The organism is Desulfovermiculus halophilus DSM 18834, assembly GCF_000620765.1.
Classification (GTDB): domain Bacteria; phylum Desulfobacterota; class Desulfovibrionia; order Desulfovibrionales; family Desulfothermaceae; genus Desulfovermiculus; species Desulfovermiculus halophilus.
In genome coordinates, this window is record NZ_JIAK01000016.1 from 14,372 (window position 1) to 39,005 (window position 24,634).

Consider the following 24,634-nt stretch of genomic DNA (forward strand, 5'->3'; position numbering starts at 1 on the left):
TCTCTGATTAAGTATTTGTATACTTCTTTTGTATGAAAAACTGTTATTAGTTATCTGGATCCGATTGGGTAACCACTCCTAGTCGTTATCGCTATCGGTATCGAAATCGTTTGTATGCTTCGTTGTGCCCGTCAGGGCATGTGGGTTAGCGCAAGCGTGCATGTGCCTTGGCCGGCATGTGGGGCAGGTAAGGCAGGAGGCCGAAAGCAAAAAACCACCGGGCGAGGCCCGGTGGTTTTTTGTCTGGGTGAAATACCGCGGAATTTGATTAGAACAGTCCGGATACCTTGCCGGTTTCCGGATCCACATCCACCTTGGTGTAGGCAGGATTGGAGCTGGTTCCGGGCATGAACGGAATGGTTCCGGCCACAGGGACCAGAAACTTGGATCCGGAATAGATGAAGACGTCCCGAACCGGAAGCCTCCAGCCTTTGGGCACGCCCTTCCAGGTGGGCTCATGGGACAGGCTGAGATGGGTCTTGGCCATCATTGTCGCGTAATCTTTGTATTTGGGATCGGATTCAATGACTTTAAGCTTCTTTTCCGCTTCAGGCAACCAATCCACGCCGTCGCCGCCGTAGACTTCCTTGGTGATGATTTCCACCCGCTCCCGGAGCGATTTGTCCAGGGAATAGAGGAATTCAAAGGAATTCTCTTCCTCGCAGGCCTCAATAACGGCATCGGCCAGCTCCAGGGCCCCATCTCCACCGTCCATGAAATGGGTGGACTTGGCGCACCGGGCTCCGGCTTCCTCTGCCCTCTTCTTGACCAGGTTGATCTCTTCCTCGGTATCGGTGGGGAAGACATTGACGCAAACAACTGGATTGATGCCGGATTTGCGGATGACCTTGATCAAGTGGATCATGTTTTCCATGCCCTTGTCCAAGAGCTCCAGGTTCTGCTTTGTGTATTCCTCCGGCAAAGCCAGCCCGGGTGTGACCTTCGGACCGCCTCCGTGCATCTTCAGGGCCCGGATGGTGGCAGTGAGCACGGATACGTGCGGCTTCAGACCGCTGTTTCGGCATTTGACGTTCCAGAACTTTTCGAACCCGATGTCCGCGGCGAATCCACTCTCGGTCACGTGGTAGTCAAACATCTTCAGGCCGATGCGGTCGGCGATAATGGAGGACTGTCCAACAGCGATATTGGCAAACGGGCCTGCGTGCACCATGCAGGGCTGGTATTCGGCTGTGCACATCAATGTCGGATTGATAGTCTGCCGCATCCAGGCGGTCATGGCCCCGCCCACTTTCAGATCGCCTGTTGTCACCGGCTTTCCGTTCTTGTCAAAGGCCACGGTGATTTCATTCAGCCGCTGCCTCAAATCGGCCAGATCCCTGGCAATGGACAGGATAGCCATGCATTCGGAACTCACCGCGATGTTGAATCCGGACTCCATGGTGAACCCATCCATGCGCCCGCCCAGGCCGATGACCATCTTGCGCAGGGACTGGGCGCAAAAATCCATGATCCAGTTCATTTCCACCCGTTTGGGATCGATGTTCAGGGCCGGGATGCCGGAAAGCTGTTCAATTTTTTCCGGGCTGTAGTTCCGTTCATGCTGCATGCGGGCAGTCAAGGCGACCATAGCCATATTGTGAGCATTCATGATGTCGTTGATGTCGCCGGTCAGTCCCAGGGAAAACTCGGTCATGGGAATGAGAATGGCATTACCGCCCCCAGCGGCCGAGCCCTTGATGTTCATGGTCGGGCCGCCTGAAGGCTGGCGAAGGGCTCCGCCGACATTTTTGCCCCGTTTGCCCAGGCCCTCCATAAGGCCGACTGAGGTCGTGCTTTTGCCCTCACCTAAGGGAGTTGGCGTGATGGCTGTTACTTCGATGTATTTCCCGTCCGGCTTGTCTTTCATCCGATTCATGATGTTCAGGAAGTCAAGCTTGGACAGGCGTCCCATGATGTTCATTTCATCTTTTTCCAGTCCCAGCTTGTCCCGCCATTCCTCGGGCGTCGGCATGTTTTCTTCCGCTGCCTCAGAGATCTGCCAGTCCTTCATTTTACTTGCATCATAAGCCATCTCGTCTCACTCCTTTGTTCGTGATTGGACGGAAAAGGGAATGTCTTCCCCGGTATATATGCTCACAATATTGATTGGCCACCTAGTTCGACCAGGACCTGAGTGTATCTGAGACAAGCTTGCGGCCTGCGGGTCGGAAACCGAATAGACAATTGCAAAAGTTTGAATTCATGTCAATATACAACCCGGAAAAGTGTTTTTTCCTGCCTCGATCCCAGTTCATCCCTGATGTCGGTTAACAAGAAATATCTGTTAGAATTTTGGAGCAATATGTACAAAAATAAAATATTGGCTGTGGAGAAACAGCGAACAGATGTCGATAATCAGCCCCAAAAAGGTCTCTCCCCCGCAAGCGCACTGAATTTTTTAGCTTCGGCTCAAAGAACCGGCAGTACGGGGCTTAAAAAAATAATAAATATATATCAATAAATTATGTATGAGGTATATTCAATTGCTCTCCGGAGATATTACCCCATATCCTTGATTGCCAAAACAAGACCCGCCGATTAGTCTGCCGAACCTATGAACACGACGTGGCACCAGATTCAAGCAGACCTGCAAAAATCACTCAAACCCGGAATTTTTCAGGTGTGGATTAAGCCCTTGCAGGCTGAGATCCAGGAAAAGACCATCTACCTGACGGCTCCCAATGAGTTCGTTGCCTCCTGGGTCAGAGACCGGCTGCGGGACACGATTGTCCAAGCTGCGGCGTCCACTCTGGGATATATCCCGGATATCGCCATTGCGGGCCAAAAATCTGCTGCCCCGGGCAGCCCAAAGCTCCTGCAACCGACATCGCATCAGCAGCAGGGGCGTCTGCCCGGAAGCGCGTCCAGGCCATCGCCGTCGCCATATAACTGGCGATATAAATTCGACAATTTCGTGGTCGGATCTTGCAACCAACTGGCCTATGCAGCGTGTTCAGGCCTGTGTACCGACACCTTTCCAGCCGGCAGTGTCTTTCTCTGCTCTTCCCCGGGTCTGGGCAAGACCCACTTGCTTCATTCCATAGGGTATCATCTCTGCCAGCATAAAAAGCGACATGAGACCAAGGTCTGCTACCTCCCGGCCGAACACTTCGCCAATCAAATGGTCAAAGCCATCAAGCAGCGGGATGTGGAGACCTTCAAGGCCAGATACAGGAAGAACGTGGACGTCCTCTTATTGGAGGATGTGCACTTCTTTCAGGGCAAGGCCAAAATGCAGGAGGAACTCCTGTCCCTGATCAAAGATCTGGGCGATCAGGGAAGCAAGGTTGTCTTCTCCAGCTCATTTCTGCCCAAGGAGCTGGGAAAGGTAGACAGTCAGCTCACCTCCTATTTCTGTTCCGGAGTATTGGCCCCGATTCAGCAGCCGGACCTGGACTTTCGGGTCAGGCTGCTGCAAGCAAAAGCCCAAAGCAAAGGACTCCGGCTCTCGGACTCCTTGTGTCATCTCATAGCATCCACAATTCGGTCCGATGTGCGGCAGCTGGAAAGCTGCCTGCACAACCTCTCCCTGAAGGCAAATCTCCTGCAGGAGCCGGTCAACGAGGAAATGACCAGGGATGTCCTGCAGAACTACAGCCAGGAAAATACAACCCCGGATATGGAGGACATTATTGACTGCGTCTGCCGTGCATTTGATATGCCGTTGAATATGCTGCAGTCCAAAAGCAGAAAACGATCTATTGTATCCGCCAGGAATACTGCCTTTTATATGGCCAGAAAATACACAAGTCTTTCCCTGAAAGATATTGGCAGCCAATTCAACCGCCGCCACTCAACTGTTTTGAAAGGAATTACAAATGTGGAGCGGGAAATAAGCAAAGACAGTGCATTAGGGCATCAAGTCCTGCGCATCATGGATCAATTAGTCAAATAAACGAACGGCCGCAGTAAATACTGCGGCCGTTCGTTTATTTCCGGACAGTGCCCTGCACGACACATTCTCAATGTGAGGTTGCCCACGAATGCACTCCGGATGCACGCAAAACATCTCCAAGAAATGAGCATCCTGTTGCGTGCTTTGGGCAGGATGCACTGGTCAAGATGTGCTGAAGCACTGTTTCCCGGTACTGCCTCCGGTTTAGAGCCGAAGCTCGAATGCTGCATACTCTTTATCGTAGTCCATCCATTTGGTTTCCACATTGTCCACCCGGCTCATAGTTGACCCGGAGGCCAGTTTCCCCTTCAATGCCTGCAGGGCCTCATCTGGTCCTTGAGCCAGAACTTCCACCCGGCCGTCATCCAGATTGCGGACCCAGCCCTTCAGGCCCATATTTTCCGCTTGCCCCTTGACCCAGGACCGAAAGTTGACTCCTTGAACCTTGCCGGATACCAGACAATGCAAGCTCTTGGCCATGACTTCTTCTCCTTGTTGCGGTGCACAGGACATAATGCCAGAATAGAGGGCATGTATTATGGAGCCACGGAATGGACTTTATAACCTATCTGCACAATAACGGGTACAGGCCTTTTCGAGGTCATGTCCGGGGGCGGGTGTATGTGTTTTTCCACTGCCCGCATCCCCACAAGGGCAGATGGTACGTGAACAAATCCAGGTCAAGCTTTCAATGCGTGGGCTGCTCCTGGCACTGCGAGACCGACGACCCGTCTGATTTTCAGCTCTTTCTCCCCCTGGGGCCTGATGACCCGCGGTCATGACCGCGTCCCGGACGAATTCCTTCAGGCGATCTGAAGGCTACCTCCGGCCCAGAGGAGCAGGCCCAGGCCCTGCCGTTCTTTTGAGCTCAAAAAGGCTTCATTCGCCGAGCGCCTGCCCGGCGATGGCTTTGGCCGGGATAAGACCTGTTGCTGCGGCTGCCACGATATTTCCGGCCACTCCCGCTCCGTCTCCGGCAACATAGAGATTGGAGATCTGGGTCTGCAGGCTGCGGTCAGTGGCGATCTGGGTGGCAAAAAACTTTATTTCCGGAGCATAGAGCAAGGTCTCGTCATTCGCAACACCGGGGACAACCTTGTTCAGCTTGTGGATGCCTTCGACGATATTGGTCAAGATCCGTTCCGGAAGGGCCATGGCGATGTCGCCGCAGACAACGGCATTCAGTGTGGGCCGGATGTAGCCTTTTTCGATCCTGGACCACGTGCTCCTTCTGCCCCGTTTGAGATCTCCAAGACGCTGCAGTATCGGCTTTCCGCCTCCGATCAGGGAGGCCAGCCTGGCTATGGACTCGCCATAGGCCTGATTGTCGGTGATGGGTTCGGTGAGCACCACCTTGGACAAAAAGGCAAAGTTGGAGTTTTCCGATTTGTCCTGGACATAGGCATGGCCGTTGACGCAAACAAAGCGCTGGTAGTTCTCCTGGGTGACATACCCCCCGGGGTTGGTGCAGAAGGTCCGGGTCTGATCATCGTATTTTCCGGTCTGGATAAAAAATGTCGGATCGTAAATAATATCTGTTACATCCTGCAGGATATCTCTGTGCACTTCAACCCGCACCCCGACCTCGATGCCCCGCTGATTGCGGCCTATTTGGTGCTGGTCGGCCAGAGAGTTCATCCATTCCGCCCCGCCCCGCCCGGGGGCCAGGATCACCCAGCGGGCGGAGAGGGTCTCTCCGCTGCTGAGGGAGACACCGTGAACCTGCCCGTTGTCCACGGTCAGACTGGTCACGTTGGTTGCACTTCGGATTGTTACCCCCTGCTCCATTGTCTTTTGGACCATGGTTCCGATATGCCTGGGCAGATTGTCGCTGCCCAGATGCTTCTGCCTGATCAGCAAGAGTTCAATGCCCTCTTTGCGGGCCTCTTTGCGCAGGTTCTTGGCCTGATCCATATTGGTTGGGTACACCTCTGCGTCCATATCCATGTGGTTGAAAATGGACTCGGTCTCTTGGATCAGCTCGGTGGCCTCATTCCAGGACATGAATTGAAGCAGGTCGGTCTTGCCCAGCTTGGGTATGAAGTTCAGCTTGCCGTCGGAAAAGAGCCCGGCCCCGCCGAGTCCGCAGAGGACATTGCATGGTTGGCAACGGGCGCATGTGTGGCTGTCGTTGATCGGGCACTTCCGCTCCCAGGGCATGCGGCCCTTGTCAATAAGCACGACCCGAAGGCTGGTGTGCGTGCTCAGATAATAGGCGGCAAAAAGTCCGGCAGGTCCTCCGCCGACAATAATCACGTCGTAAGTCTGGCTGGTCATCGAGCTTCCCCGGGTTCGGGGCCGGCGTTCCAAGGGATGGGCGTATCCTTTGTCTCTGTCCGGTTCACTGTGGTTTTCCTCCTGCTCTGTTGTGTTGTTGCTTTCATGCGTGGATGATACACAGAATTCATGGCTTCGTTTACAGAATTCTTCACCCGGCTCTGTTCGTCAACCCCAATCCGGTCCCAGACCGATCTGGCCCGCCATCTGCACGTCAACCGCTCAGCCGTGACCCAGGCCAAAGAGCGGGGGGCTGTCCCGGAACGGTGGGTGTACAAGCTGGCCCGGGACTTCTCTCTGGACCCATCCTGGCTGGGAGGAGAAAGCCAGGACCCTGATCACGGGATGTTTTCCGCAGGGGAATACCTCCCGGTTCCCCTGGCAGAACCCCGGCTGTCCGAAAACGGAGAGCTTGTGCCTGCAGACAGCGGCCAGGACCCGGCCCCGTATGCCTTCCGTTCCGGATGGCTGCGGGACAAAGGAAGTGCCCACAGCATGGTCCTGCTCCGGGCCGTCGGCAATGCCATGGAACCGACCATCCCCAGCGGAGCCCACGTGCTCATAGATCAGGAGCAAAAAGAGATCATCTCCGGACGCATCTATGCCCTGGGCATCGACCATTCGATTCTGATCCGCCGGGTTGAGCGCCATCCTGACCTTTTCATGCTCATCAGCCCCAACCCTGATTATCCTCCTGTATACGTATCCAAGACCACGCACCTGGTGCACGTCCTGGGGGCCATTGTCTGGGTAGGCACAGAATTGCCCTGATGGCAAGGTCGAGAGGCACCGCGTTCAGATCTCCTGATCAATTACGGGCGAAAACCGAAAAAAGGTCCTTGCATTTTATATTGTTCTCAGCTATACATCCCTCTTGCACGGGATGTGGCTCAGTCTGGCTAGAGCGCAGCGTTCGGGACGCTGAAGTCGCAGGTTCGAATCCTGCCATCCCGACCATACACACCAGGGTTACAAATCCGATTTGTAACCCTTTTTTTATTGGTTCTTCGACGTAGCCTGTGGATTTTTGGAGTTTGCCATCTCTTCTGTGTGCCCACTTTCTGTGTCGAAAAGCCATTTTATTCCCAAACCACGCGGCGCCTCCCATGTACGAATCCAATGATCTTCTCCCTGGCCGGAAAGGCGGGATGATGACCTCCAGCGGCAAAGGCGCCTTGCCCATCAAAAGCATGCGTTCCGCCAGGGCGGCCCGGATCAGGGACGGACTGCTCGCTTAGTGCGCCGCCTCCTTGCTGCTGGTCCGAACCGCCTCGTGCACGGCTTTTAGCTCAGCGAGCTCTTCCAGGCAGCGATACAGATGAGAGGAATCGCTGATCTGCAGATTGAGGTATATATCTGTCCTGCCCTCCACCGAGGAATGGAAATGGCCGGACTCGATATTGACCCCTTCTCGGGCCAAGAGATCGGTTATCTGAGCCAGAACGCCCTTTTTGTTGTCGCAGACAATCTTGATGGTGGCCGGAAACAGCGCGCTTTCCTCTCCCTCCCAGGTAACAGTGACCAGCCGGGCTGGGCTGAAGTGCTGAATATTCGGACAGTCCGAACGATGGACGATCACCCCCCTGCCCCGGCTGATGTAGCCGATAATGGGGTCCCCGGGCACCGGCTGACAGCATTGAGCGAACCGGATCAAAACGTCGTCTATGCCTTTGATCCGGACCCCTTCCTTCACCTCTTCACTCTTGCTTTCCTTGTCTTCCTTCGGCTTCTGCTTGGCCTTGGGCTGGCGCTCAGGGGCCGGAGCTTCCTTGGGCAGCAGACGGTGCAGGACCTGTTTCGGGGTTATCTTGGCATAGCCGACAGCTGAAAGCAGGTCATCCACAGTCTTTAAAGAGAACTCGGAGGCGATCTTTTCCAGCTTGCCCTGTTTCAGGGCCTTCTGGAAATTGATGTCCATCCGTCGCCCTTCCTTTTCCAGCATTTCCTTGGCCAGAGATATGCTCCGCTCCCTCTCCTGAGTTCGGATCCAGTGCTTGATCCGGGTCCTGGCTTTGGCCGTCTTGACGAACTTCAGCCAGTCCCGGCTCGGATTGCGGTGTACATTGGTTATGATCTCCACCGAATCCCCGTTTTTGAGCTCAGTATCCAAAGGAACCAGCTTGCCGTTGACCTTGGCGCCGGAACAGCGATTGCCCACTTCGGTATGGATCATATACGCAAAATCCACTGGGGTGGCCCCCATGGGCAGGTCCAGGACCTCACCCTTGGGGGTGAACACATAGACCTCATCGTCAAAGAGGTCCACCTTCAGGGAGGCCATGAACTCCCGCGGATCCTTGAGCTCCTGCTCCCAGTCCAGGATATGCCGCAGCCACACGAAACGCTCCTCATCCTTGGGCTTGAATGAGGCCGCGTCTTTGTACTTCCAATGGGCGGCGACACCGTATTCCGCGACCTTGTGCATCTCTTCGGTCCGGATCTGGATCTCTATGTGCTCCCCGTCAGGCCCGACAACCGTGGTATGCAGGCTCTGATACATATTGCCCTTGGGCATGGAGATATAATCCTTGAATCGTCCCGGAACCGGGGTCCAAGTGGAATGGATGAGCCCCAGCATGGCATAGCATTCCTTGACCGAGCTGACGATGACCCGAAAGGCTATCAGGTCGTACACCTGCTCCAGGGCCAGGTTCTGCTTCTGCATCTTGTCGTAGATGCTGAATATGTGCTTCTGGCGGCCGCTGACCCGGCCCTGAATGCCGTTGGACTCCAGGATATCCTTTATAATGCTGATCACCTGGTCGATATATTCCTTGCCCAGGGTCCGGTGTTCCTTGATCCCGTGCACGATCTGATTGTAGATGTCCGGCTTGAGATACTTCAGGCTCAAGTCGTCCAGATCCACCTTTATCCTGTACAAGCCGAGCCTGTGGGCCAGCGGGGAGTAGATGTCCATGGTTTCCCGAGCAATGAGCCGCTGCTTGATGGGGCTTTGATGCTCCAGGGTGTTCATATTGTGCAGCCGGTCGGCCAGCTTGACCAGTATGACCCGGATATCCTTGGCCATGGCCAGGATCATCTTCCGTATGTTTTCCGCCTGAGCCTCTTCCTTGGAGTTGAAGGTGACCTTTCCGATCTTGGTCACCCCGTCCACAATGGCAGCCACGTCGTTATTGAACTGCTCGGCCAGCTCATTGACCTTGACTCCGGAGTCCTCTACAGAGTCATGCAGCAGTCCGGCTGCGATGGTATCGGCATCCAGGCGCATATCCACCAGGATGTTGCATACTTCCAAGGGATGGGACAGATAAGGCTCCCCGGAAAGGCGGACCTGCCCGGAATGCACGGATGCAGAGTAGACGTACGCCTTTTGGATCAAGGCCAGATGGGAATCGCTTAAGTATTCTCCGGCTTTTTCCAGAATGTCATTTATTCGAATCATCTCGTTCACTGCAAAGGTTAAGGATAAAAAAACAGTGGTTCGTCCTTGCCAAAATTCTTAGTCTAGATTATATATTTTGATTGCCCTTGCGCTGAAACTTCCGCCTTAAGCCGACAGAGTGGACTGGACCTGAATGGAGACCGGAACCGTATGCCTACGAGTGAAGAAAATACTGTCAAGACCATAACCGATACCTTTTTGCAGGAAAACATCCCGGAATACATACTGGAAAACGCCCGCAGCATTCTGGCCAATGAAGGGGTGCAGAAACTGGACCTGAAGAAGCGAGAAAACTACTGGGATATTGAAGGAAGAATCCAGTCCGACGATTTTCAGGTCTATAATCCGGAAATCGGGATCAATCTAAATGAAGAGTCGGTGAACTTCTTCTGCAACTGCCCGGATTCGTTTACAGGTGTCTGCCCCCATGTGGGGGCGACCATGCTCAAGATCCTGGCCACTCTGCAGAATGGAGGCCAGGAGCCTACTCCCAGACCGAGGACCGACTGGCGGCATACATTCCGCCCCTTCTTTGCAACTGTGCCAGAACCCGAGCCAGGAAACAACTACCTCATTTTCCGTTTTTTCCCTGAGCCAGAACGGCTTCAGGTGGCCTTCTTCCGGGCCAGGCAGAACAAGTCCGGACTCTCCAAGGTCCAAAATCCCATATCCCTGGAGCAGTTAATCCACAACCCGGACTGGAGCGAAACCTGTCCCTCCCTGCCGGCCATTGCCCATCAGATCGGCCAGTACCTGGACTATGAAGGTCACCGGGTGGATGTTCCCCCGGGGCTGATTAACTGGTTTCTGTGGGCGGTCAAGGACGAGCCGTACCTGTTCTGGGAAGAAACAGACCAGCCGGTACGAGTTGAGTCCCACAGCATGCGCATGCTTCTAAAGCCCCAGATCTCTGAGCACGGGTTAAGCTTCGACATCCTGCTGGGGCAGGAAGACAAGGTGCCCTTTTCCATATCCGAGCAGGAGGTCTACTTCTACGGTCAGATCCCCCTCTGGCTGCTGTGGAAAAAGACCTTCTATCCGGTTTTGACCAGCTTGAACAGCGAACTGTTGCAGGAACTCATCCATCAGCCACCTATCGTGCCCCACTCCGAGCTGTCCGAGTTCTTGGATCGGGTGTGGACCAAGATCCCCGGCTCCAACCTGTACGGCCAGGAAGAATTCCTGGAACGGATGGAGCCGATCTTTGTTCCGGCTGCCTACAACCCCAAGCTCTTTTTGAACGAGGAAGGCAGCCTTTTGACCCTGGAGATCCAGAATGTGTACGAGACGGAACACGGAGAGATCACCCTGGAGGGTCCCAATCCGGAACTGCAGACCGGAAGCTATCAGTTCGAAGGCAAATCCTTCCTGTTGCGCCGGAAGCAGAAAGAGGAAGAAGAGCTGATCACCCTGCTCCAGGACATGAACTTCCAGCCCAGAAACAACGCCATGTGGTTTCTGGAGCCGGAAGAGGCCATCAACTTCCTCCTGGACACCTATCCGGAGCTGGTCAAGACCTACCGGGTCTATGGGGAAAAGAACCTGGGCAGGTACAAGGTCCGGCATGCCAATCCCAAGGTCGTGGCCAACGTGGAGCAGGAAGAGGAAGACAGCAACTGGTTCGATCTGGACCTGACGGTGGAGTACGACGACGTCAAGGTGCCCATCGACCAGATCTGGAAGGCCTGGACCCAGGGTAAGCGCTATGTCCAACTCAAGGACGGAACCTATACCAGCCTGCCCGAATCCTGGCTGAAGGAGCTCAGCCACAAGCTCCGGGCCATGGGCTTGGATCCGGAAAAGCCGCCGAAAAAGGCCTTCCAGAAATACGAGGCCCCGGTCCTGGACAAGATCCTGGAAGATCTCCCCGAGGCCCAGACCGACTCATTCTGGAACAACCTGAAGGAAAAAATCCACGATTTTCAGGAGATCAGGCAAGTCGATCCCCCGCAGAAGCTGGATGCCGAGCTCCGCCCCTATCAGCTGCAGGGATTGAGCTTTCTGAACTTTCTGTACGAGTATGGATTCGGGGGAATCCTGGCCGATGAGATGGGCCTGGGCAAGACCCTGCAGACCCTGGCCATGCTCCAGTATCTGCATGAGAACGGGGTCCCCGGACCGCACCTGGTTATTGTTCCCACCTCTGTATTGCCCAACTGGCAGCGGGAAACCCAGAAGTTCATCCCGTCCATGAAGCAGCTGCTCATTTACGGGGCCAGGCGGGAAGGCCTGTTCAAGGAAATCCCCAAGAGCGATTTGGTTTTGACCACCTACGCTCTCTTGCGCCGGGATCTCGAGGATCTGAACAAGTATGAATACACCTCAGTGATTCTGGACGAAGCCCAGAACATCAAGAACCCGAATACAATCACCGCCAGATCGGTGCGCAAGCTGCGAACCAAGTTCAAGGTCTGCCTCTCAGGCACGCCCATCGAAAACAATCTCTTGGAGCTCTGGTCCCTGTTCGAGTTCTTGATGCCCGGCTTTCTGGGGTCCCAGAACGCCTTCCAAAAAGGGTTTGTCAAACCGATTAAGGACGGGGACACGGAGAGCATGGACTATCTGCGCTCCAGGGTCAGACCGTTTATCATGCGCCGGACCAAGAACGACGTGGCCAAGGATCTGCCGCCCAAGGTGGAATCCGTGTACTTTTCAGCCCTGGTGGACGAACAGAAGGAGCTGTACGCCTCGCTGGCCAAGCGGCTCAAGGAGCAGGTCCTGCAGAAGGTGGAGGAAAAAGGCATGGCCCAGAGTCAGATGTCCATTCTCGACGCCCTGCTCAAGCTCCGTCAGATCTGCTGCCATCCCAGGCTGCTCAAGCTGGACATCCCCGGGGTGAACACCAATCTGCCCTCAGGCAAGTTCGAGGCCTTCAAGGACTTGGTCAGCGGAATCATCGAGGACGGGCACAAGGTCCTGGTCTTCTCTCAGTTCGTGCAGATGCTGCATATTATCCGCTCCTGGCTGAACATGAACAAGGTGCCGTATGCCTATCTGGACGGGGCGAGCAAGGACCGGTTCGATCAGGTGGACAAGTTCAACAACGATCCGGATGTCCCCATCTTCCTGATCTCCTTAAAGGCCGGAGGGACGGGTCTGAATCTGACCGCAGCCGATTACGTGATCCACTACGATCCGTGGTGGAATCCGGCGGTTGAGGATCAGGCCACAGACCGCACCCATCGAATCGGACAGACCAGAAAAGTGTTTTCCTACAAGATGATCTGCGAGAACAGTGTGGAGGAAAAGATCCTCAAGCTGCAGGAGCAGAAGAAAGGAGTGGCCGACGCCATCATCCCCGGGCAGGACCAATGGAAGTCCTTGACCCGGGATGATCTGGAAATGCTCTTTGAGATCTAGACCAGGGCGCGGCGATATCAGCGGGCCGGGGCAGGATTCGTGGAGGGCGATGCTGCCCGGGCGCACCCGTTATCCCGCTGTGCTCTCAGGCCCCGGCCAGAGCATGGCGGGGTTTTAGAACGGCGCTTCGTCGATGGCTCCGGCCTCGGACGGAAAAGCCGGTCCGAGATTGTCCTGAAACGGGTCCGGCCCTTCCTGCTGGCCCTGGTGGCTGGATTGGGACTGCGCGTTCCGGGATGACTGCCCCCCCTGATTGGACGAGCCCTGATCCCCGAGGAAAACCACTCGAAAGGCCCGGATTTCCGTCGTATACCGGTCCTGGCCCTGCTGATCCTGCCATTTGCGGGTCTGCAGGGTTCCTTCCACCAAACAGGAGCGGCCCTTGGACAGATACTGGGAGCAGTTCTCAGCCTGCTTGCCGAAAATGACGATCCGGTGCCATTCGGTCTTTTCCTGCCGGTTCCCCTCCTGATCGGTATAGGCCTCATTGGTGGCCACGGGCATATTGGCCACCGGGGTGCCCCCGGGTGTGTAGCGCAGCTCAGGATCGCGGCCCAACCGGCCGACAATGATCACCTTGTTGTATGTGCCAGCCATGCAATGCCTCCTTGGTCTGTACAGTGTCCTGCGAGGTCAGGACAGGTTCGTCGTTCGTTCAGGGTGAAAACCCGTCAAGGTTCTTCCACGCAACCTGTGGATGGTTGCAGTTTGCGGTCTATTGTGTGTGCCCAACCAGACTACATCACGAGGGGTCGTCATGCATTGGCAGCCAGACCAAACCATGATTGACGAGGTCAGATCCAGGCTCGGCCTGGTTACTCCGCCGGCGACGGCGGTTGTCCTGGGCACGGGGCTCGGCCATTGGGTCGACGGCCTGCAGGAAGCCGCTGTGCTGCCTTATACTGAAATCCCGGGCTTTCCGCAATCAACGGTGCAGAGTCATGCCGGGCGGATGATTCTGGCCAGTCATGGCGCACACCGTCCGATCCTGGTATTTCAAGGCCGGTTTCATCTCTATGAAGGCTACTCCGCTCCCGAAGTCTGTATCCCCGTCCGCCTGGCCGCCCTTCTGGGGGCCAGAACTCTGATCCTAACCAATGCCGCCGGTGCCATCAATCCTCTGTTTGCTACCGGCAGCCTGATGCTGATTGCCGACCAGCTCAATATGACCGGATTCAATCCCCTTCGCGGACCGAACAACGATGAATGGGGAGAGCGCTTTCCGGATATGAGCCGGGTCTACTCTCCTTGCCTCCAGGACCTGGCTGTGGATTGCGCCCGGAAGCTCGGCGTGCACATGGAGCGGGGAACCTATGTCGGGGTTCAGGGACCCAGCCTGGAGACCCCGGCCGAGACCCGGGCCTATCGATTCCTGGACGGAGACGCCATCGGGATGTCCACGGTTCTAGAAGCCATTGCCGCCAAGCACATCGGACTGAATATTCTGGGCATTTCCTGTCTGACCAACAAAAATCTGCCCGATTGCATGCAGGAGACATCGGTGGACGAGATTATCGCCCAAGCCGAGGCCTCAGGCCGGGACCTGGGAAGGGTCCTGGACGCAGTCATTCCCAGGTTATAATCCGATGAGCTCCGGCTTGACTTTGCCCCGCTCTTATTACAGGTTTCTGCTTTTCAGCTCCAGTACGCCACTGATCTCAACCGTATCCTCCAACCAGACCAAGCCAAGGTGACAGAACGCCATGACCGACTACAAAAAGACCCTGAACCTGCCCCGCACTTCCTTCCCCATGCGGGCCAGCCTGCCGAAGAAAGAGCCGGAAATGATCCGCTTCTGGGAGGAGAACCAGGCCTATGAGCGCATGGTCCAAACCAGAGAAGGCAGGCAAAAGTTTGTTCTGCACGACGGCCCGCCGTACGCCAACGGACATATCCACCTGGGAACGGCCATGAACAAGATCCTCAAGGACATCATTGTCAAAGCCCAGAACTTTACCGGCAGGCAGGCGGAGTACGTGCCCGGCTGGGACTGTCACGGCCTGCCGATTGAGCTGAAAGTGGAGCATGAGCTTGGGCAGTCCAAAAAAGAGCTCTCCACCTTGGATGTGCGCAAGCGATGCCGGGAATACGCCCTGAAGTATCTGGACATTCAAAGGGATGAATTCAAGCGCCTGGGCGTGCTGGGCACCTGGGATGAGCCGTACCTGACCATGAATCCGGGCTATGAGTCGGCCACGGCCGGGGAGTTGTGCGCTTTCATGCGTCGCGGCTCGGTGATGCGGAACAAAAAGCCTATTCATTGGTGTCCGTCCTGCGAAACCGCCCTGGCTGAAGCAGAGGTGGAATACGCGGACAAGACCTCGCCTTCAATCTATGTCCGCTTTCCTCTGACCGATCCGGAGCTGACGGATCGTCTGCCTGAAATCGGCGGCCGCCCGGCCTTTGTTCTGATCTGGACCACAACTCCGTGGACAATTCCCGGCAATATGGCCGTGGCTTTGCATCCGGATGTCCAATACGTCCTGGTTCAAGTTCAGGGAGAGGTCTACATCCTGGCCGAGAAGCTGCTCGCGGAATGCGCTGAGAAGTTCGGATGGGACAACGTCCAGACCCTCAAGACCCTCATGGGCCGCGACCTGGAAGGGCTGCTGGCCGAGCATCCCATATACGGACGCCCTTCGCCTCTGGTCCTGGCCGATTATGTGACCCTGGAGACCGGAACCGGCTGCGTGCACACTGCGCCCGGACACGGACAAGAAGACTACGACACCGGTCTGCGCTACGGGCTGGAGATCTATGCCCCTCTGGACGACCAGGGAAGATTTCTCCCGGAGGTGGAGTTCTTTGCCGGCTCCCATGTCTTTGAAGCCAACCCCCAGGTCATTGCCAAGCTCTCCGAGCTGGGGGCCCTTATGGTCCAGGAAAAGATCACTCACGCCTATCCCCACTGCTGGCGGTGCAAGAAGCCGGTCATATTCCGGGCCACCACCCAGTGGTTCATTTCCATGCAGCACAACGACCTTCGGGACAAGGCGGTCCAGGCCATTGACGGGCAGGTGCGCTGGATTCCCAGCTGGGGAAAGCTGCGGATCAGGAACATGATCTCCCACCGCCCCGACTGGTGCATTTCCAGGCAGCGTTCCTGGGGGGTTCCGATTATCGCTTTGCTGTGCGCCGATTGCGGGCACGCCTATTTTGATCCGGACTGGGTGCAGGATATAGCGGATCGCTTCGCCTCCCATCCCCAGGGAGCGGACTATTGGTTCGAGGCCGAGCTGTCCGAGGTTGTGCCCCAGGATCTGACCTGCCCGGAATGCGGAGGGCGGAAGTGGACAAAGGAAACCGACATCCTGGATGTCTGGTTCGATTCCGGGACCAGCTATGCAGCCGTTTTGGAGCAGCGGGACGAATGCACCTTTCCGGCGGACATGTATCTGGAGGGCTCGGACCAGCACCGGGGCTGGTTCCACAGCTCGCTTCTGGCCTCTGTGGGCACCAGAGACGTTCCCCCCTACCGCAGTGTCTTGACCCACGGCTTTGTCGTCGACGGCCAGGGGAAAAAGATGTCCAAATCCATCGGCAACGTCATCGCTCCCCAGGACATCATGGACAAATACGGGGCCGAGATCCTGCGCATGTGGGTCGCTTCCGAGAACTATCAGGAAGATCTGCGCATATCGGAAACAATCCTTAAGCAGCTGGTGGACAACTACCGCCGGATCCGGAACACCTGCCGGTTCATCCTGGGCAATCTGCACGACTTTGATCCAGACCGGGACGCGCTTCCCGGCCCGGACCTCCTGCCCCTGGACCGCTATGTCCTGGACCTGGCCCGGGAACGACATGCTCGGATCACTCAGGACTACAGCAACTTTGAACTGCACAAGGTTTTCCACAGCCTGCACACCATGTGCGCCACAGATCTAAGCGCCTTTTACCTGGACGTGCTCAAGGACCGCCTGTACGTCAGCGCCCCGGAGAGCCACAAGCGGCGCTCGGCCCAGACCGCACTGCACACCCTGCTCACTCAGCTGCTCTGGGATATGGCCCCCATCTTGAGCTTTACAGCCGAGGAAGCATATCAGCATGTGCCGGGAATCGACCTGGAGACATACCCCACAATCTTCACCTATCCCTTTTCCATGCAAGAGACTCCGCTGATGGAATCGAAGGAACGGCGGATTTGGGACAGGATGCTGGAAGTGCGGGCCGAGGCCACCAGAGCCATCGAGCCGGTACGCAAAAGCGGCGGGATCGGCCATTCACTCGACGTCTGCCTGCATCTGTATGCCGATGACGATCTGCACGCCGAGCTGGAAGCCAACCGGGATTTCCTCCCGGAGCTGTTCATTGTTTCTGCTGTGCACGTTCATCCGGGAAAAGACGCCCCGGACACGGCTGTTTCCAGTCAGGAGATGTCCGGCCTGAAGCTGAAGGTGGAGTCCGCGGCAGGCGAAAAATGTGCCCGATGCTGGACATTCAGCCCCGAACTGGGCCATGATGACCAGTATCCAGATATCTGCCCCAGATGCAGTCGGGTCATGCACAGTCTGCAGACAGCAGCAGAATAGGACCAGGCTGCCGGGATGCCGATCAGGGAGAGGGATTCGGCATGCCCGGCTTGTGGTGAACAGCCGACAATGCCGTCACTGTCGGGGACGGACAATCCGAACAGAGCGTACATGACCGACTCTCAATCCAACCGACTCCCGTACGGCCCTTTGTTCCTGGCCGCCGCGGTTCTCGGCGCGGACCAGGCCAGCAAGGCCCTGGTCCGGGCCAATCTTCAGATCTGGGATGTGCACTCGGTTATTCCCGGATTCTTCAACCTGGTCCATATCCAGAACAGGGGAGCCGCTTTCGGCTTTTTAAGCCACGGGCAAGGCATGTGGCAGCCGGTTTTCTTCATCATCCTGACCATAGCCGCAGTGGCCATCATTCTGTCCTTGATGTGGACCGGACATCGGCGGGACAAGATATTTCAGTTCAGCCTGGGGGCTATCCTGGGCGGGGCTGTGGGCAATCTTGTGGACAGGATTCGCCTCGGGGTGGTTACCGACTTCCTGGATTTTTTCGTCCAAGGAATGCACTGGCCGGCGTTTAATATAGCCGATATCGCCATCACCTGCGGGGCCTTTCTTTTGCTGATCGCCGTGTACAGAAAAGGACGTCATGCATCCAATACTCATTGATATCGGTCCATTGACCATTCACAGCTACGGGTTCTTCATTGCCTTGGCCTTTGTGCTCGGCATGCGGGTGGCTATGCATGAAGCGCCTCACTACGGCCTCAATCCCCAGTTTGTTCCCGATTTGAGCTTTTATCTCATCATCAGTGCCATTGCCGGCTCAAGGCTTCTGTATGTACTCCTCGATCCCCGCCCCTTTCTGAATGACCCCTTGCTCATCCTCCAGTTCTGGAAAGGGGGCCTGGTCTTTGTGGGTGGAGTTGTGGCCGCCGTGGCCACGGCCTGGGCAGTGATTCGGATCAAGGGCCAGCCTTTCTGGAAATGGGCCGATGCCTTTGCACCGGCCATAGCCGCCGGACAATTTCTGGGCCGCATCGGGTGCCTGATGGCCGGCTGCTGCTACGGAAAACCGACCTCTCTCCCCTGGGCCGTGACCTTTACTCACCCCAAGTCCTTGGCTCCGTTGCATATCCCCCTGCATCCGACCCAGGTGTATCATTCCCTGGCCGGCTTGGTGACCTGTATCGCTCTTCTCCTGCTTCGTTCCAAGCTTCCAGGATACGGCCAGCGCTTTGGCCTGTTCCTGGTTCTGTTTACGCTTTTCCGGTTTGGCATTGAATTTTTCCGGGGAGACTTTCGAGGGGCTGTAGGCCCCTTCAGCCTGACCCAAGTAGCCGCGGGGATCATTTTCTTTCTCGGTCTGGCTCTTCTATGGCGCAAAGGACGGACCGCCCATGCCTGAACTCTCCACCCCCATCCTTGTGCTCATCGCCCTGGCTTTTATTCTGCCCATTGCTCCGAACCTGTGGGCCATCTGGCATATATTCCACTGCGAATACCCGTCGTACGCAGAAAAGATGGGCTGGCTGGTCGCCGCCATGTTTCTCCCCGTTCTGGGTGGTGTGGCCTATTGTGTCTGGGGCCGGAAACGCGGTATCAAGACCCTGTAATACATGCCTGAGGTGTCGTATGCTCCGCTTATGTCTTCCCATCAGCTTGCTGATCGTAGTTGCCGCCTGTGCCACTCCCCAGGATATTCAAAACCTGCAGAGCAAAATGGCTCGTCTGGAACGCAGGCAGCAGCAGACGGTGCAGACCAGGATCCAAGGCCTGGAACAGAAGTTTGCCTCCCTTGAGGAGGAAACCTCGCATCTGGTTTCCAACCGTACGGAAAACATGCGCTCCCACCAGGCCAATCTGTGGTCGGAGCTGGAAAACATGCGCGTTGATGTGGCCACCCTGCAGGGCAAGGCGGAACAAATGGAGTACAACATCAAAAAGCTGCAGGATCAAAGCAGCAACAACACCCAGACCCTGGACAACATCTCCCGTACGGTAAACCGTCTGAGCCGGCAGCTGGCCATGGTCGAGTCCCAGCTGGGGGTTGACTTCGAAGACGGGCAGTCCAAGGCCGCACAGCCCTCACAATCAAGCAAGGAAAATGCCACCCAAAAGCAGGATACCCCCCAGCTTCTCTATGAACAGGCCCTGAATGCCTTTCAAAACAGAGAGTACACCCAGGCCAAGGAGTTGTGGGCCGAGTTTGCCGGACAGTTTCCGGATCACGATCTGGTCCCCAATGCCTATTTCTGGCAGGGCGAATGCCTGTATCAATTAGAGAAATACGCCCAGGCTGTCATGTTGTACAATAAAGTCATTTCCGAGTTTCCAAAGAGCTCGAAGTTCACCTCCGCCCTGCTTAAACAGGGGCTATCCCTGTACGCCCTGGACAAGAACAAGGCCGGCCGCATCCGTCTGCAGCAGCTGATCAAAGACCACGGGGACACCGCAGAGGCCAAACGAGCCAAACGTTTCATGGAACAGCAGTAGGAGTCCGGTGGACAGCGCGACCCGGACCGGCAAAACAGACACCATTGGATTCGGGATGGACCTTGATACCTATCTTTCCCGCGCCTGGGCGGAGCTCGTGCTGGCTGCCCTGAACCGCAACGCAGGGCAGCTGCTCCCCGGCTTGGGACATAACCTGCACAATTACGCCCATGCGTTCTCCATGCAGATGGAAATGTGGAGCGCGGCCATGGGCAAAACACCGGATCTCCCGTTCTCCTCTCAGCAGAGATCCCTTCAGCGCATGGTGGACATGAGCACCTCCTTTTCCCGGGAGTGCCGCATACTCAGCAAGAGGACGGAGTACACAACCCTTGAGCCTGTGTCCATCCATTTGCCTTCTGTCCTGGACTGGCTACCGGAATTTTGGCGGCACAATCTCCTGTTCAAACACCATGTCCGGTTCGAGGTCACCTTGAGCGGCCGGATTCCAGAGGACATAACCCTCCGGCCGGCCGGGCTGCTCTATGCCTTGGAAGAAGGGATAAAAAACGCTGTGGAGTCCCTTGGATCGTGGCCCCAGCTACAGGGCGAGTTTTCCTTGGCTTTGGACGTAGCCGAGGACAACGGCTGGATCGCCTTTGCCCTGAGCTCCCCGACTCAGCTGGATCCCTCCATCGCTCCCTGGCAGGCCGGAGCAAGCACCAAGCCGGGACATATGGGGCTGGGACTCCCGCTTCTTCGGATTTGTTGCCACAACTTGGGCTGGCAGTGTCGATTGTCCGGTGATGATCAAACCACGACCCTCTTGGTGGCTATCCCCTTATAGGGGACTCTTCCTCGAAACTCACAGCCTGCAACCCAGATCTGGTGTATGAGCGAACCTGCCTTCCGCAAGCCACTCTATACCCTTGGTGATTCCCTGGGGGCCGTGCCCCCGTCTGACGGGCACATGCCCGTCCTGGATCAGGGAAGCTTCGACATTATGACCTTTGCAGCCGGGCTGGGGCCAAAAGCGATCAAGGACTGGCACAAGGGCAAAGCCGCCTACGGGGTGTACATTGACAAAGGCATTCCGATCATTCTGTTCAGCCTGGGGGCCTCCTGGACCTTTGACGTCTACCTGAACATCCACCTGGAAGCGGAAGACAGCCGCCGCCGCTTTTTCGAGATCGACCCCGGCAGCCCGCGAGTCGATCTCTACCTGATCTCCGCTGAAGATGGGGTTGTCCGCGGGGTACGGTCCACGGCACTGGATTCAAAAGAGCTGCTGGGGATTAAGGAAGCCTGCTGGGACCAACTCACCCGGTATGCATCAAAGGATGAATGCTTCATAGAGGCAGAGCTGCTGCTCAATCAGACGGACAGCAGGACCTTGCGTCGCAAGGCCTCGATGCGCGGATTCTGGCCTCGGAATTGACAATGGCCTATTCCGACACGTATAAAATTCGAGACTTCATCGAAAAAGCCAAACTATGGGCGACCATAGGACGGAAAACAACGGGTCCTGCATGCAGCTGGGCACCCAGCTCAATGCAGGACGGCCGTGTTGCCGATGATCTTGTCTGCTCAGACGTCTGCGCTCACCGGGCTTTGGTGATGACCCAATCAGTCAGATAGACCGGCAGATATCCATCCGCAATTTTCCTGCCGTCTGAGGCAACCGCCCGTCCGGGAGGATCCATGTTGACCAAAAAAGACCTCTTGCCCTTGATTACAGAAGCCCTGGAGGCCCATGGGGGATCGGCAAGAATTCCGATGGTATGCAAGCATGTATGGGACAATTATGAACATGAGCTGAGACAGAGCGGAGAGCTGTTCTACACCTGGCAAAGCGACATCCGCTGGGCTGCAAACTCCCTGCGCAAAAAGAAGGTGCTCAAGTCGGCCAAACAGTCCGAACCAGGGATATGGACCCTGAATAACGGCCATACCTAAGGGAAGGAAGGCAATGGAAATGATCTCCTGGAGGGAGTTTGAAAAGGTCGAACTCCGGGTCGGCCGCATCATTCAGGCCGACCGGTTTCCCGAAGCCCGCAAGCCGGCCTATATTCTGCATGTGGACCTCGGCCAGGAGCTTGGGGTCAAGAAGTCAACTGCCCAGATAACAGACCTCTATGAGCCCCAGGATCTGATCGGCAAGCTTGTGGTCGCCCTGGTCAACCTGCCCCCGAAACAGATCGGCCCGGTCACCTCGGAATGCCTGGTCACCGGTTTTTCCAACCAGAACGGTGAGATCGTCTTGTGCGTACCTGATTATTCGGTGCCCCTGGGGACCAAGATCTCCTGACTTGCTCTTGGACACAGAAAGTGGACACACAGAAGAGACGGCAGGCTCCAAAAATCCACAGGGTACGTCGAAGAACCTCCTAACTTCAGGGCTGAATCTCTATCGGCGTCCCCACCTGGACCAGATCCCATATCTCATCCATGGCCGCATTGGTGACCTGAATGCAGCCGTTGGTCCATTTGTATCGCCGCTGCCGCCACTCCAAACGGGTTATATCGTTTTTCCGGCCGTGAACCATTATCAGGCCCCCCGGATCCACGCCTTCTCTTTTGGCCCTGGCTATGTCCCGGGCATTGGGATACGAGATGTGGATGGCCTTGTAGTAGGAGCTGTCGTCCTTTTTGTAGTCCAGGACATATCTGCCCTCCGGGGTTCTCCCGTCGCCTTCCTTCTGTTTGTGCCCGTCCGGATTCCAGCCCAGGATTATGTCGTACTCCCGGACCTTCTGCCCGTTGGCCACCAGGTACATCTTTTCCTTGTTCTTCTGAACCAGAACAGCATCGATGTCCATGCACCAGGCCGGTGAGGTGCACAGACAGAGCCCGATGACCGCCAGCAGAAGATATGTCATAGTCTGCCGCCCTCGCCCCAGAATCGTGAACCTTACGAGCTGGGACGCATGGATTGCCGTTTCTGGGCCGAAAGCACGCTCTTGCGCAGCCGAATGCTCTTGGGCGTGACTTCCACCATCTCGTCCTCGCGAATAAAGTGAATAGCCCGCTCCAGGGTCATGGGCCGCACAGGGGTCAGGGTCACGTTCTCATCCCGCCCGGCAGCCCGGACATTGGTCAGCTTTTTTTCCTTGCACGGGTTCGCGTTCAGATCCATGGGCCGGTTGTGCTCCCCGAAGATCATCCCTTCATAGACGGCATCCCCGGGGACGATGAATATCTCCCCCCGCGGCTCCAGATTGAACAGGGCGTAAGCCACGGCTGAGCCGAATCGGTCGGAGACGATGGATCCGGTGCTTCGACTGGCGAATGCCCCCCGGTACGGCTCGTATCCGGCGAAATACGTATTCAACAGACCGCTGCCCCTGGTATCGGTCAAAAACTCGTCTCGATAGCCGATAAGCCCTCTGGAGGGCAGGCTGAACTCCATGCGCACCCGGCCGCTGCCCCTGGCGTTCATAGTGACCATCTTTCCCTTGCGTCCGGACAGCTTTTCGGTGATCACCCCGGTGAATTCCTGGTCACAGTCGATTATCACCTGTTCCATCGGCTCCAGGATCTGACCGTTTTCTTCCTTGTACAAGACCTCCGGCCGGCCCACAGTGAGCTCAAACCCTTCCCGGCGCATGGTTTCGATCAGGATGGCCATCTGGAACTCGCCCCGTCCCTTGACCAAAAATGTCTCCCGGTTCTCCACTTCTTCCACCTGCAGAGAGACGTTTTTCAAGGTCTCCTTGAACAGACGTTCCCGGATCTTGCCCGACTGGACCAGGCTTCCTTCCCGCCCTGCAAGGGGGGAGGTGTTAATGGTAAACCGCATGCCCACCGTTGGCTCGTCCACCCTGACCCGCTGGAGGGCCTGCGGGGATTGCTGATGACAGATGGTGTCCCCGATGTGGATATCCTCGATCCCGGACAGAACGCAGATGTCCCCGGCCTGAATATGTTCGGCAGGCTGCAGGCTCATGCCCTCAAAGGTCTGCAGCCGAGTGACCCGCAGGGGGCTGATCTGTCCCTCAGGACCCAGGCAGACCAAATGATCATTGGTCCGGGCCTCTCCGTTGGCCACCTTGCCAATGGCCAGCCGCCCCAAGTAGTCTGAGTAGCCCAGATCCGAGACAAGCATCTGAAACGGAGCCTTGGGATCCCCGGCCGGTGCAGGCATGCGCCGGACAATGGTTTCAAAGAGCGGGCGCAGATCAGGAGCCATGTCCTCGATTCCGGTTCCGGCCACCCCGTCCCGGCCTATGGCAAAGAGGTAGGGAAAATCGATCTGCTCATCATTGGCCCCCAGATCGATGAACAGGTCGTAGACCTCGTTAAGAACCTCATCTGACCGGGCATCCTGGCGGTCTATCTTGTTGACCAGGACAACGACCTTCAGTCCGGCGGCCAAGGTCTTTTCCAGGACAAAACGGGTCTGGGGCAGGGGGCCTTCAGAGGCGTCAACCAGCAGCAAGGCCCCGTCGGCCATGGACAGGGCCCGTTCCACCTCTCCTCCGAAATCGGCGTGCCCCGGGGTGTCCACGATGTTGATCTTCACCCCCTCCCACATTACAGACGAGTTCTTGGCCGCAATGGTTATTCCCCGTTCCTGCTCCAGGTCCATGGTGTCCATCAAGCGTTCTGCGACCTCCTGCCCTTCCCGGAACAGGCCGCTCTGTCGGAACATGGCATCCACCAGGGTTGTCTTGCCGTGATCAACGTGAGCGATAATGGCGATGTTGCGGATATCTTTGCTCTGCATCAGCTGTTCATCTGTCCTTTTTGATTTGTCCTTGTGCGCCAAGGTCAGTTTCG

Annotated in this window: 22 protein-coding genes, 1 tRNA gene and 1 riboswitch; of the genes, 16 read left to right on the forward strand and 7 right to left on the reverse strand. The window is 56.4% G+C overall.

Features of this window, described 5'->3' with window-relative positions; translation table 11 throughout:
• Positions 1-268: 268 nt before the first annotated feature.
• Entirely contained in the window at positions 269-2,032 is a 1,764-nt protein-coding gene (locus N902_RS0108885) for a formate--tetrahydrofolate ligase (RefSeq protein ID WP_027370653.1), read from the reverse strand.
• Between the two features lie 522 nt (positions 2,033-2,554).
• On the opposite strand from N902_RS0108885, the gene dnaA reads away from it, so the two are divergent.
• Positions 2,555-3,895, forward strand: a complete 1,341-nt coding sequence (gene dnaA, locus N902_RS0108890; RefSeq protein ID WP_027370654.1) for a chromosomal replication initiator protein DnaA — start codon at positions 2,555-2,557, stop codon at positions 3,893-3,895.
• Between the two features lie 204 nt (positions 3,896-4,099).
• Here dnaA and N902_RS0108895 read toward each other — a convergent pair whose 3' ends face one another.
• A complete protein-coding gene (locus tag N902_RS0108895; RefSeq protein WP_027370655.1) occupies positions 4,100-4,375 on the reverse strand; it encodes an acylphosphatase in 276 nt (91 codons plus the stop codon).
• Positions 4,376-4,446: 71 nt separating this feature from the next.
• Between N902_RS0108895 and N902_RS0108900 the strand changes: the two genes are divergently transcribed.
• On the forward strand, positions 4,447-4,677 hold the full coding sequence (locus N902_RS0108900) for a hypothetical protein (protein ID WP_027370656.1): 231 nt from the start codon (positions 4,447-4,449) through the stop codon (positions 4,675-4,677).
• 97 nt (positions 4,678-4,774) lie between these two features.
• On the opposite strand, the gene N902_RS0108905 is transcribed toward N902_RS0108900, so the two are convergent.
• Positions 4,775-6,172 carry an NAD(P)/FAD-dependent oxidoreductase gene (locus N902_RS0108905; protein WP_027370657.1) on the reverse strand — a complete coding sequence of 466 codons (1,398 nt, stop codon included), beginning with the start codon at positions 6,170-6,172 and terminating at the stop codon, positions 4,775-4,777.
• 129 nt (positions 6,173-6,301) lie between these two features.
• Between N902_RS0108905 and N902_RS0108910 the strand changes: the two genes are divergently transcribed.
• The 3 genes from N902_RS0108910 (at position 6,302) to N902_RS20520 (ending at position 7,410) form a co-directional block, all read left to right on the forward strand.
• A complete protein-coding gene (locus N902_RS0108910) occupies positions 6,302-6,943 on the forward strand; it encodes a S24 family peptidase (protein ID WP_027370658.1) in 642 nt (213 codons plus the stop codon).
• Between the two features lie 108 nt (positions 6,944-7,051).
• A tRNA-Pro gene (locus tag N902_RS0108915) sits at positions 7,052-7,129 on the forward strand.
• A gap of 149 nt (positions 7,130-7,278) precedes the next feature.
• Positions 7,279-7,410, forward strand: coding sequence for a hypothetical protein (locus N902_RS20520; RefSeq protein WP_279614654.1), 132 nt, complete (start codon positions 7,279-7,281; stop codon positions 7,408-7,410).
• Here N902_RS20520 and N902_RS0108925 read toward each other — a convergent pair.
• Entirely contained in the window at positions 7,407-9,575 is a 2,169-nt protein-coding gene (locus N902_RS0108925) for a RelA/SpoT family protein (protein ID WP_027370659.1), read from the reverse strand. The two genes, N902_RS20520 and N902_RS0108925, sit on opposite strands and share 4 nt — an antisense overlap.
• A gap of 150 nt (positions 9,576-9,725) precedes the next feature.
• Between N902_RS0108925 and N902_RS0108930 the strand changes: the two genes are divergently transcribed.
• The gene (locus N902_RS0108930) at positions 9,726-12,935 is read left to right on the forward strand and encodes a DEAD/DEAH box helicase (RefSeq protein WP_027370660.1); all 3,210 of its coding nucleotides are present in this window, start codon (positions 9,726-9,728) and stop codon (positions 12,933-12,935) included.
• A gap of 114 nt (positions 12,936-13,049) precedes the next feature.
• Here N902_RS0108930 and N902_RS0108935 read toward each other — a convergent pair whose 3' ends face one another.
• Entirely contained in the window at positions 13,050-13,532 is a 483-nt protein-coding gene (locus tag N902_RS0108935; RefSeq protein WP_027370661.1) for a single-stranded DNA-binding protein, read from the reverse strand.
• A gap of 160 nt (positions 13,533-13,692) precedes the next feature.
• Between N902_RS0108935 and N902_RS0108940 the strand changes: the two genes are divergently transcribed.
• The 10 genes from N902_RS0108940 (at position 13,693) to N902_RS0108990 (ending at position 22,163) form a co-directional block, all read left to right on the forward strand.
• Positions 13,693-14,517, forward strand: coding sequence for a purine-nucleoside phosphorylase (locus N902_RS0108940; RefSeq protein ID WP_034622383.1), 825 nt, complete (start codon positions 13,693-13,695; stop codon positions 14,515-14,517).
• Positions 14,518-14,638: 121 nt separating this feature from the next.
• Positions 14,639-17,467, forward strand: coding sequence for an isoleucine--tRNA ligase (gene ileS / locus N902_RS0108945; protein ID WP_027370663.1), 2,829 nt, complete (start codon positions 14,639-14,641; stop codon positions 17,465-17,467).
• A 111-nt stretch (positions 17,468-17,578) separates the two neighbouring features.
• Positions 17,579-18,088, forward strand: a complete 510-nt coding sequence (gene lspA, locus N902_RS0108950; protein ID WP_034622384.1) for a signal peptidase II — start codon at positions 17,579-17,581, stop codon at positions 18,086-18,088.
• A complete protein-coding gene (gene lgt / locus N902_RS0108955) occupies positions 18,069-18,827 on the forward strand; it encodes a prolipoprotein diacylglyceryl transferase (RefSeq protein ID WP_027370665.1) in 759 nt (252 codons plus the stop codon). The genes lspA and lgt overlap by 20 nt, the downstream gene beginning before the upstream one ends.
• Entirely contained in the window at positions 18,820-19,035 is a 216-nt protein-coding gene (locus N902_RS0108960; RefSeq protein ID WP_027370666.1) for a PLDc N-terminal domain-containing protein, read from the forward strand. The genes lgt and N902_RS0108960 overlap by 8 nt, the downstream gene beginning before the upstream one ends.
• 19 nt (positions 19,036-19,054) lie before the next feature.
• Positions 19,055-19,915 (forward strand): tol-pal system protein YbgF, encoded by an 861-nt coding sequence (ybgF, locus tag N902_RS18740; RefSeq protein WP_027370667.1) that lies wholly within the window; start codon positions 19,055-19,057, stop codon positions 19,913-19,915.
• Between the two features lie 7 nt (positions 19,916-19,922).
• Entirely contained in the window at positions 19,923-20,702 is a 780-nt protein-coding gene (locus N902_RS0108970) for a hypothetical protein (RefSeq protein WP_027370668.1), read from the forward strand.
• Between the two features lie 45 nt (positions 20,703-20,747).
• On the forward strand, positions 20,748-21,293 hold the full coding sequence (locus N902_RS0108975; protein ID WP_027370669.1) for a hypothetical protein: 546 nt from the start codon (positions 20,748-20,750) through the stop codon (positions 21,291-21,293).
• 37 nt (positions 21,294-21,330) lie between these two features.
• Positions 21,331-21,430: riboswitch (cyclic di-GMP riboswitch) on the forward strand.
• A 126-nt stretch (positions 21,431-21,556) separates the two neighbouring features.
• Positions 21,557-21,811, forward strand: coding sequence for a hypothetical protein (locus N902_RS0108985; protein ID WP_027370670.1), 255 nt, complete (start codon positions 21,557-21,559; stop codon positions 21,809-21,811).
• A 13-nt stretch (positions 21,812-21,824) separates the two neighbouring features.
• On the forward strand, positions 21,825-22,163 hold the full coding sequence (locus N902_RS0108990) for a tRNA-binding protein (RefSeq protein WP_027370671.1): 339 nt from the start codon (positions 21,825-21,827) through the stop codon (positions 22,161-22,163).
• Between the two features lie 85 nt (positions 22,164-22,248).
• Here the strand turns inward: N902_RS0108990 and N902_RS0108995 are convergent, their stop codons facing one another.
• On the reverse strand, positions 22,249-22,734 hold the full coding sequence (locus tag N902_RS0108995; protein WP_027370672.1) for a L,D-transpeptidase family protein: 486 nt from the start codon (positions 22,732-22,734) through the stop codon (positions 22,249-22,251).
• Between the two features lie 32 nt (positions 22,735-22,766).
• Positions 22,767-24,581, reverse strand: a complete 1,815-nt coding sequence (gene typA, locus N902_RS0109000) for a translational GTPase TypA (protein ID WP_027370673.1) — start codon at positions 24,579-24,581, stop codon at positions 22,767-22,769.
• Positions 24,582-24,634: the final 53 nt, after the last annotated feature.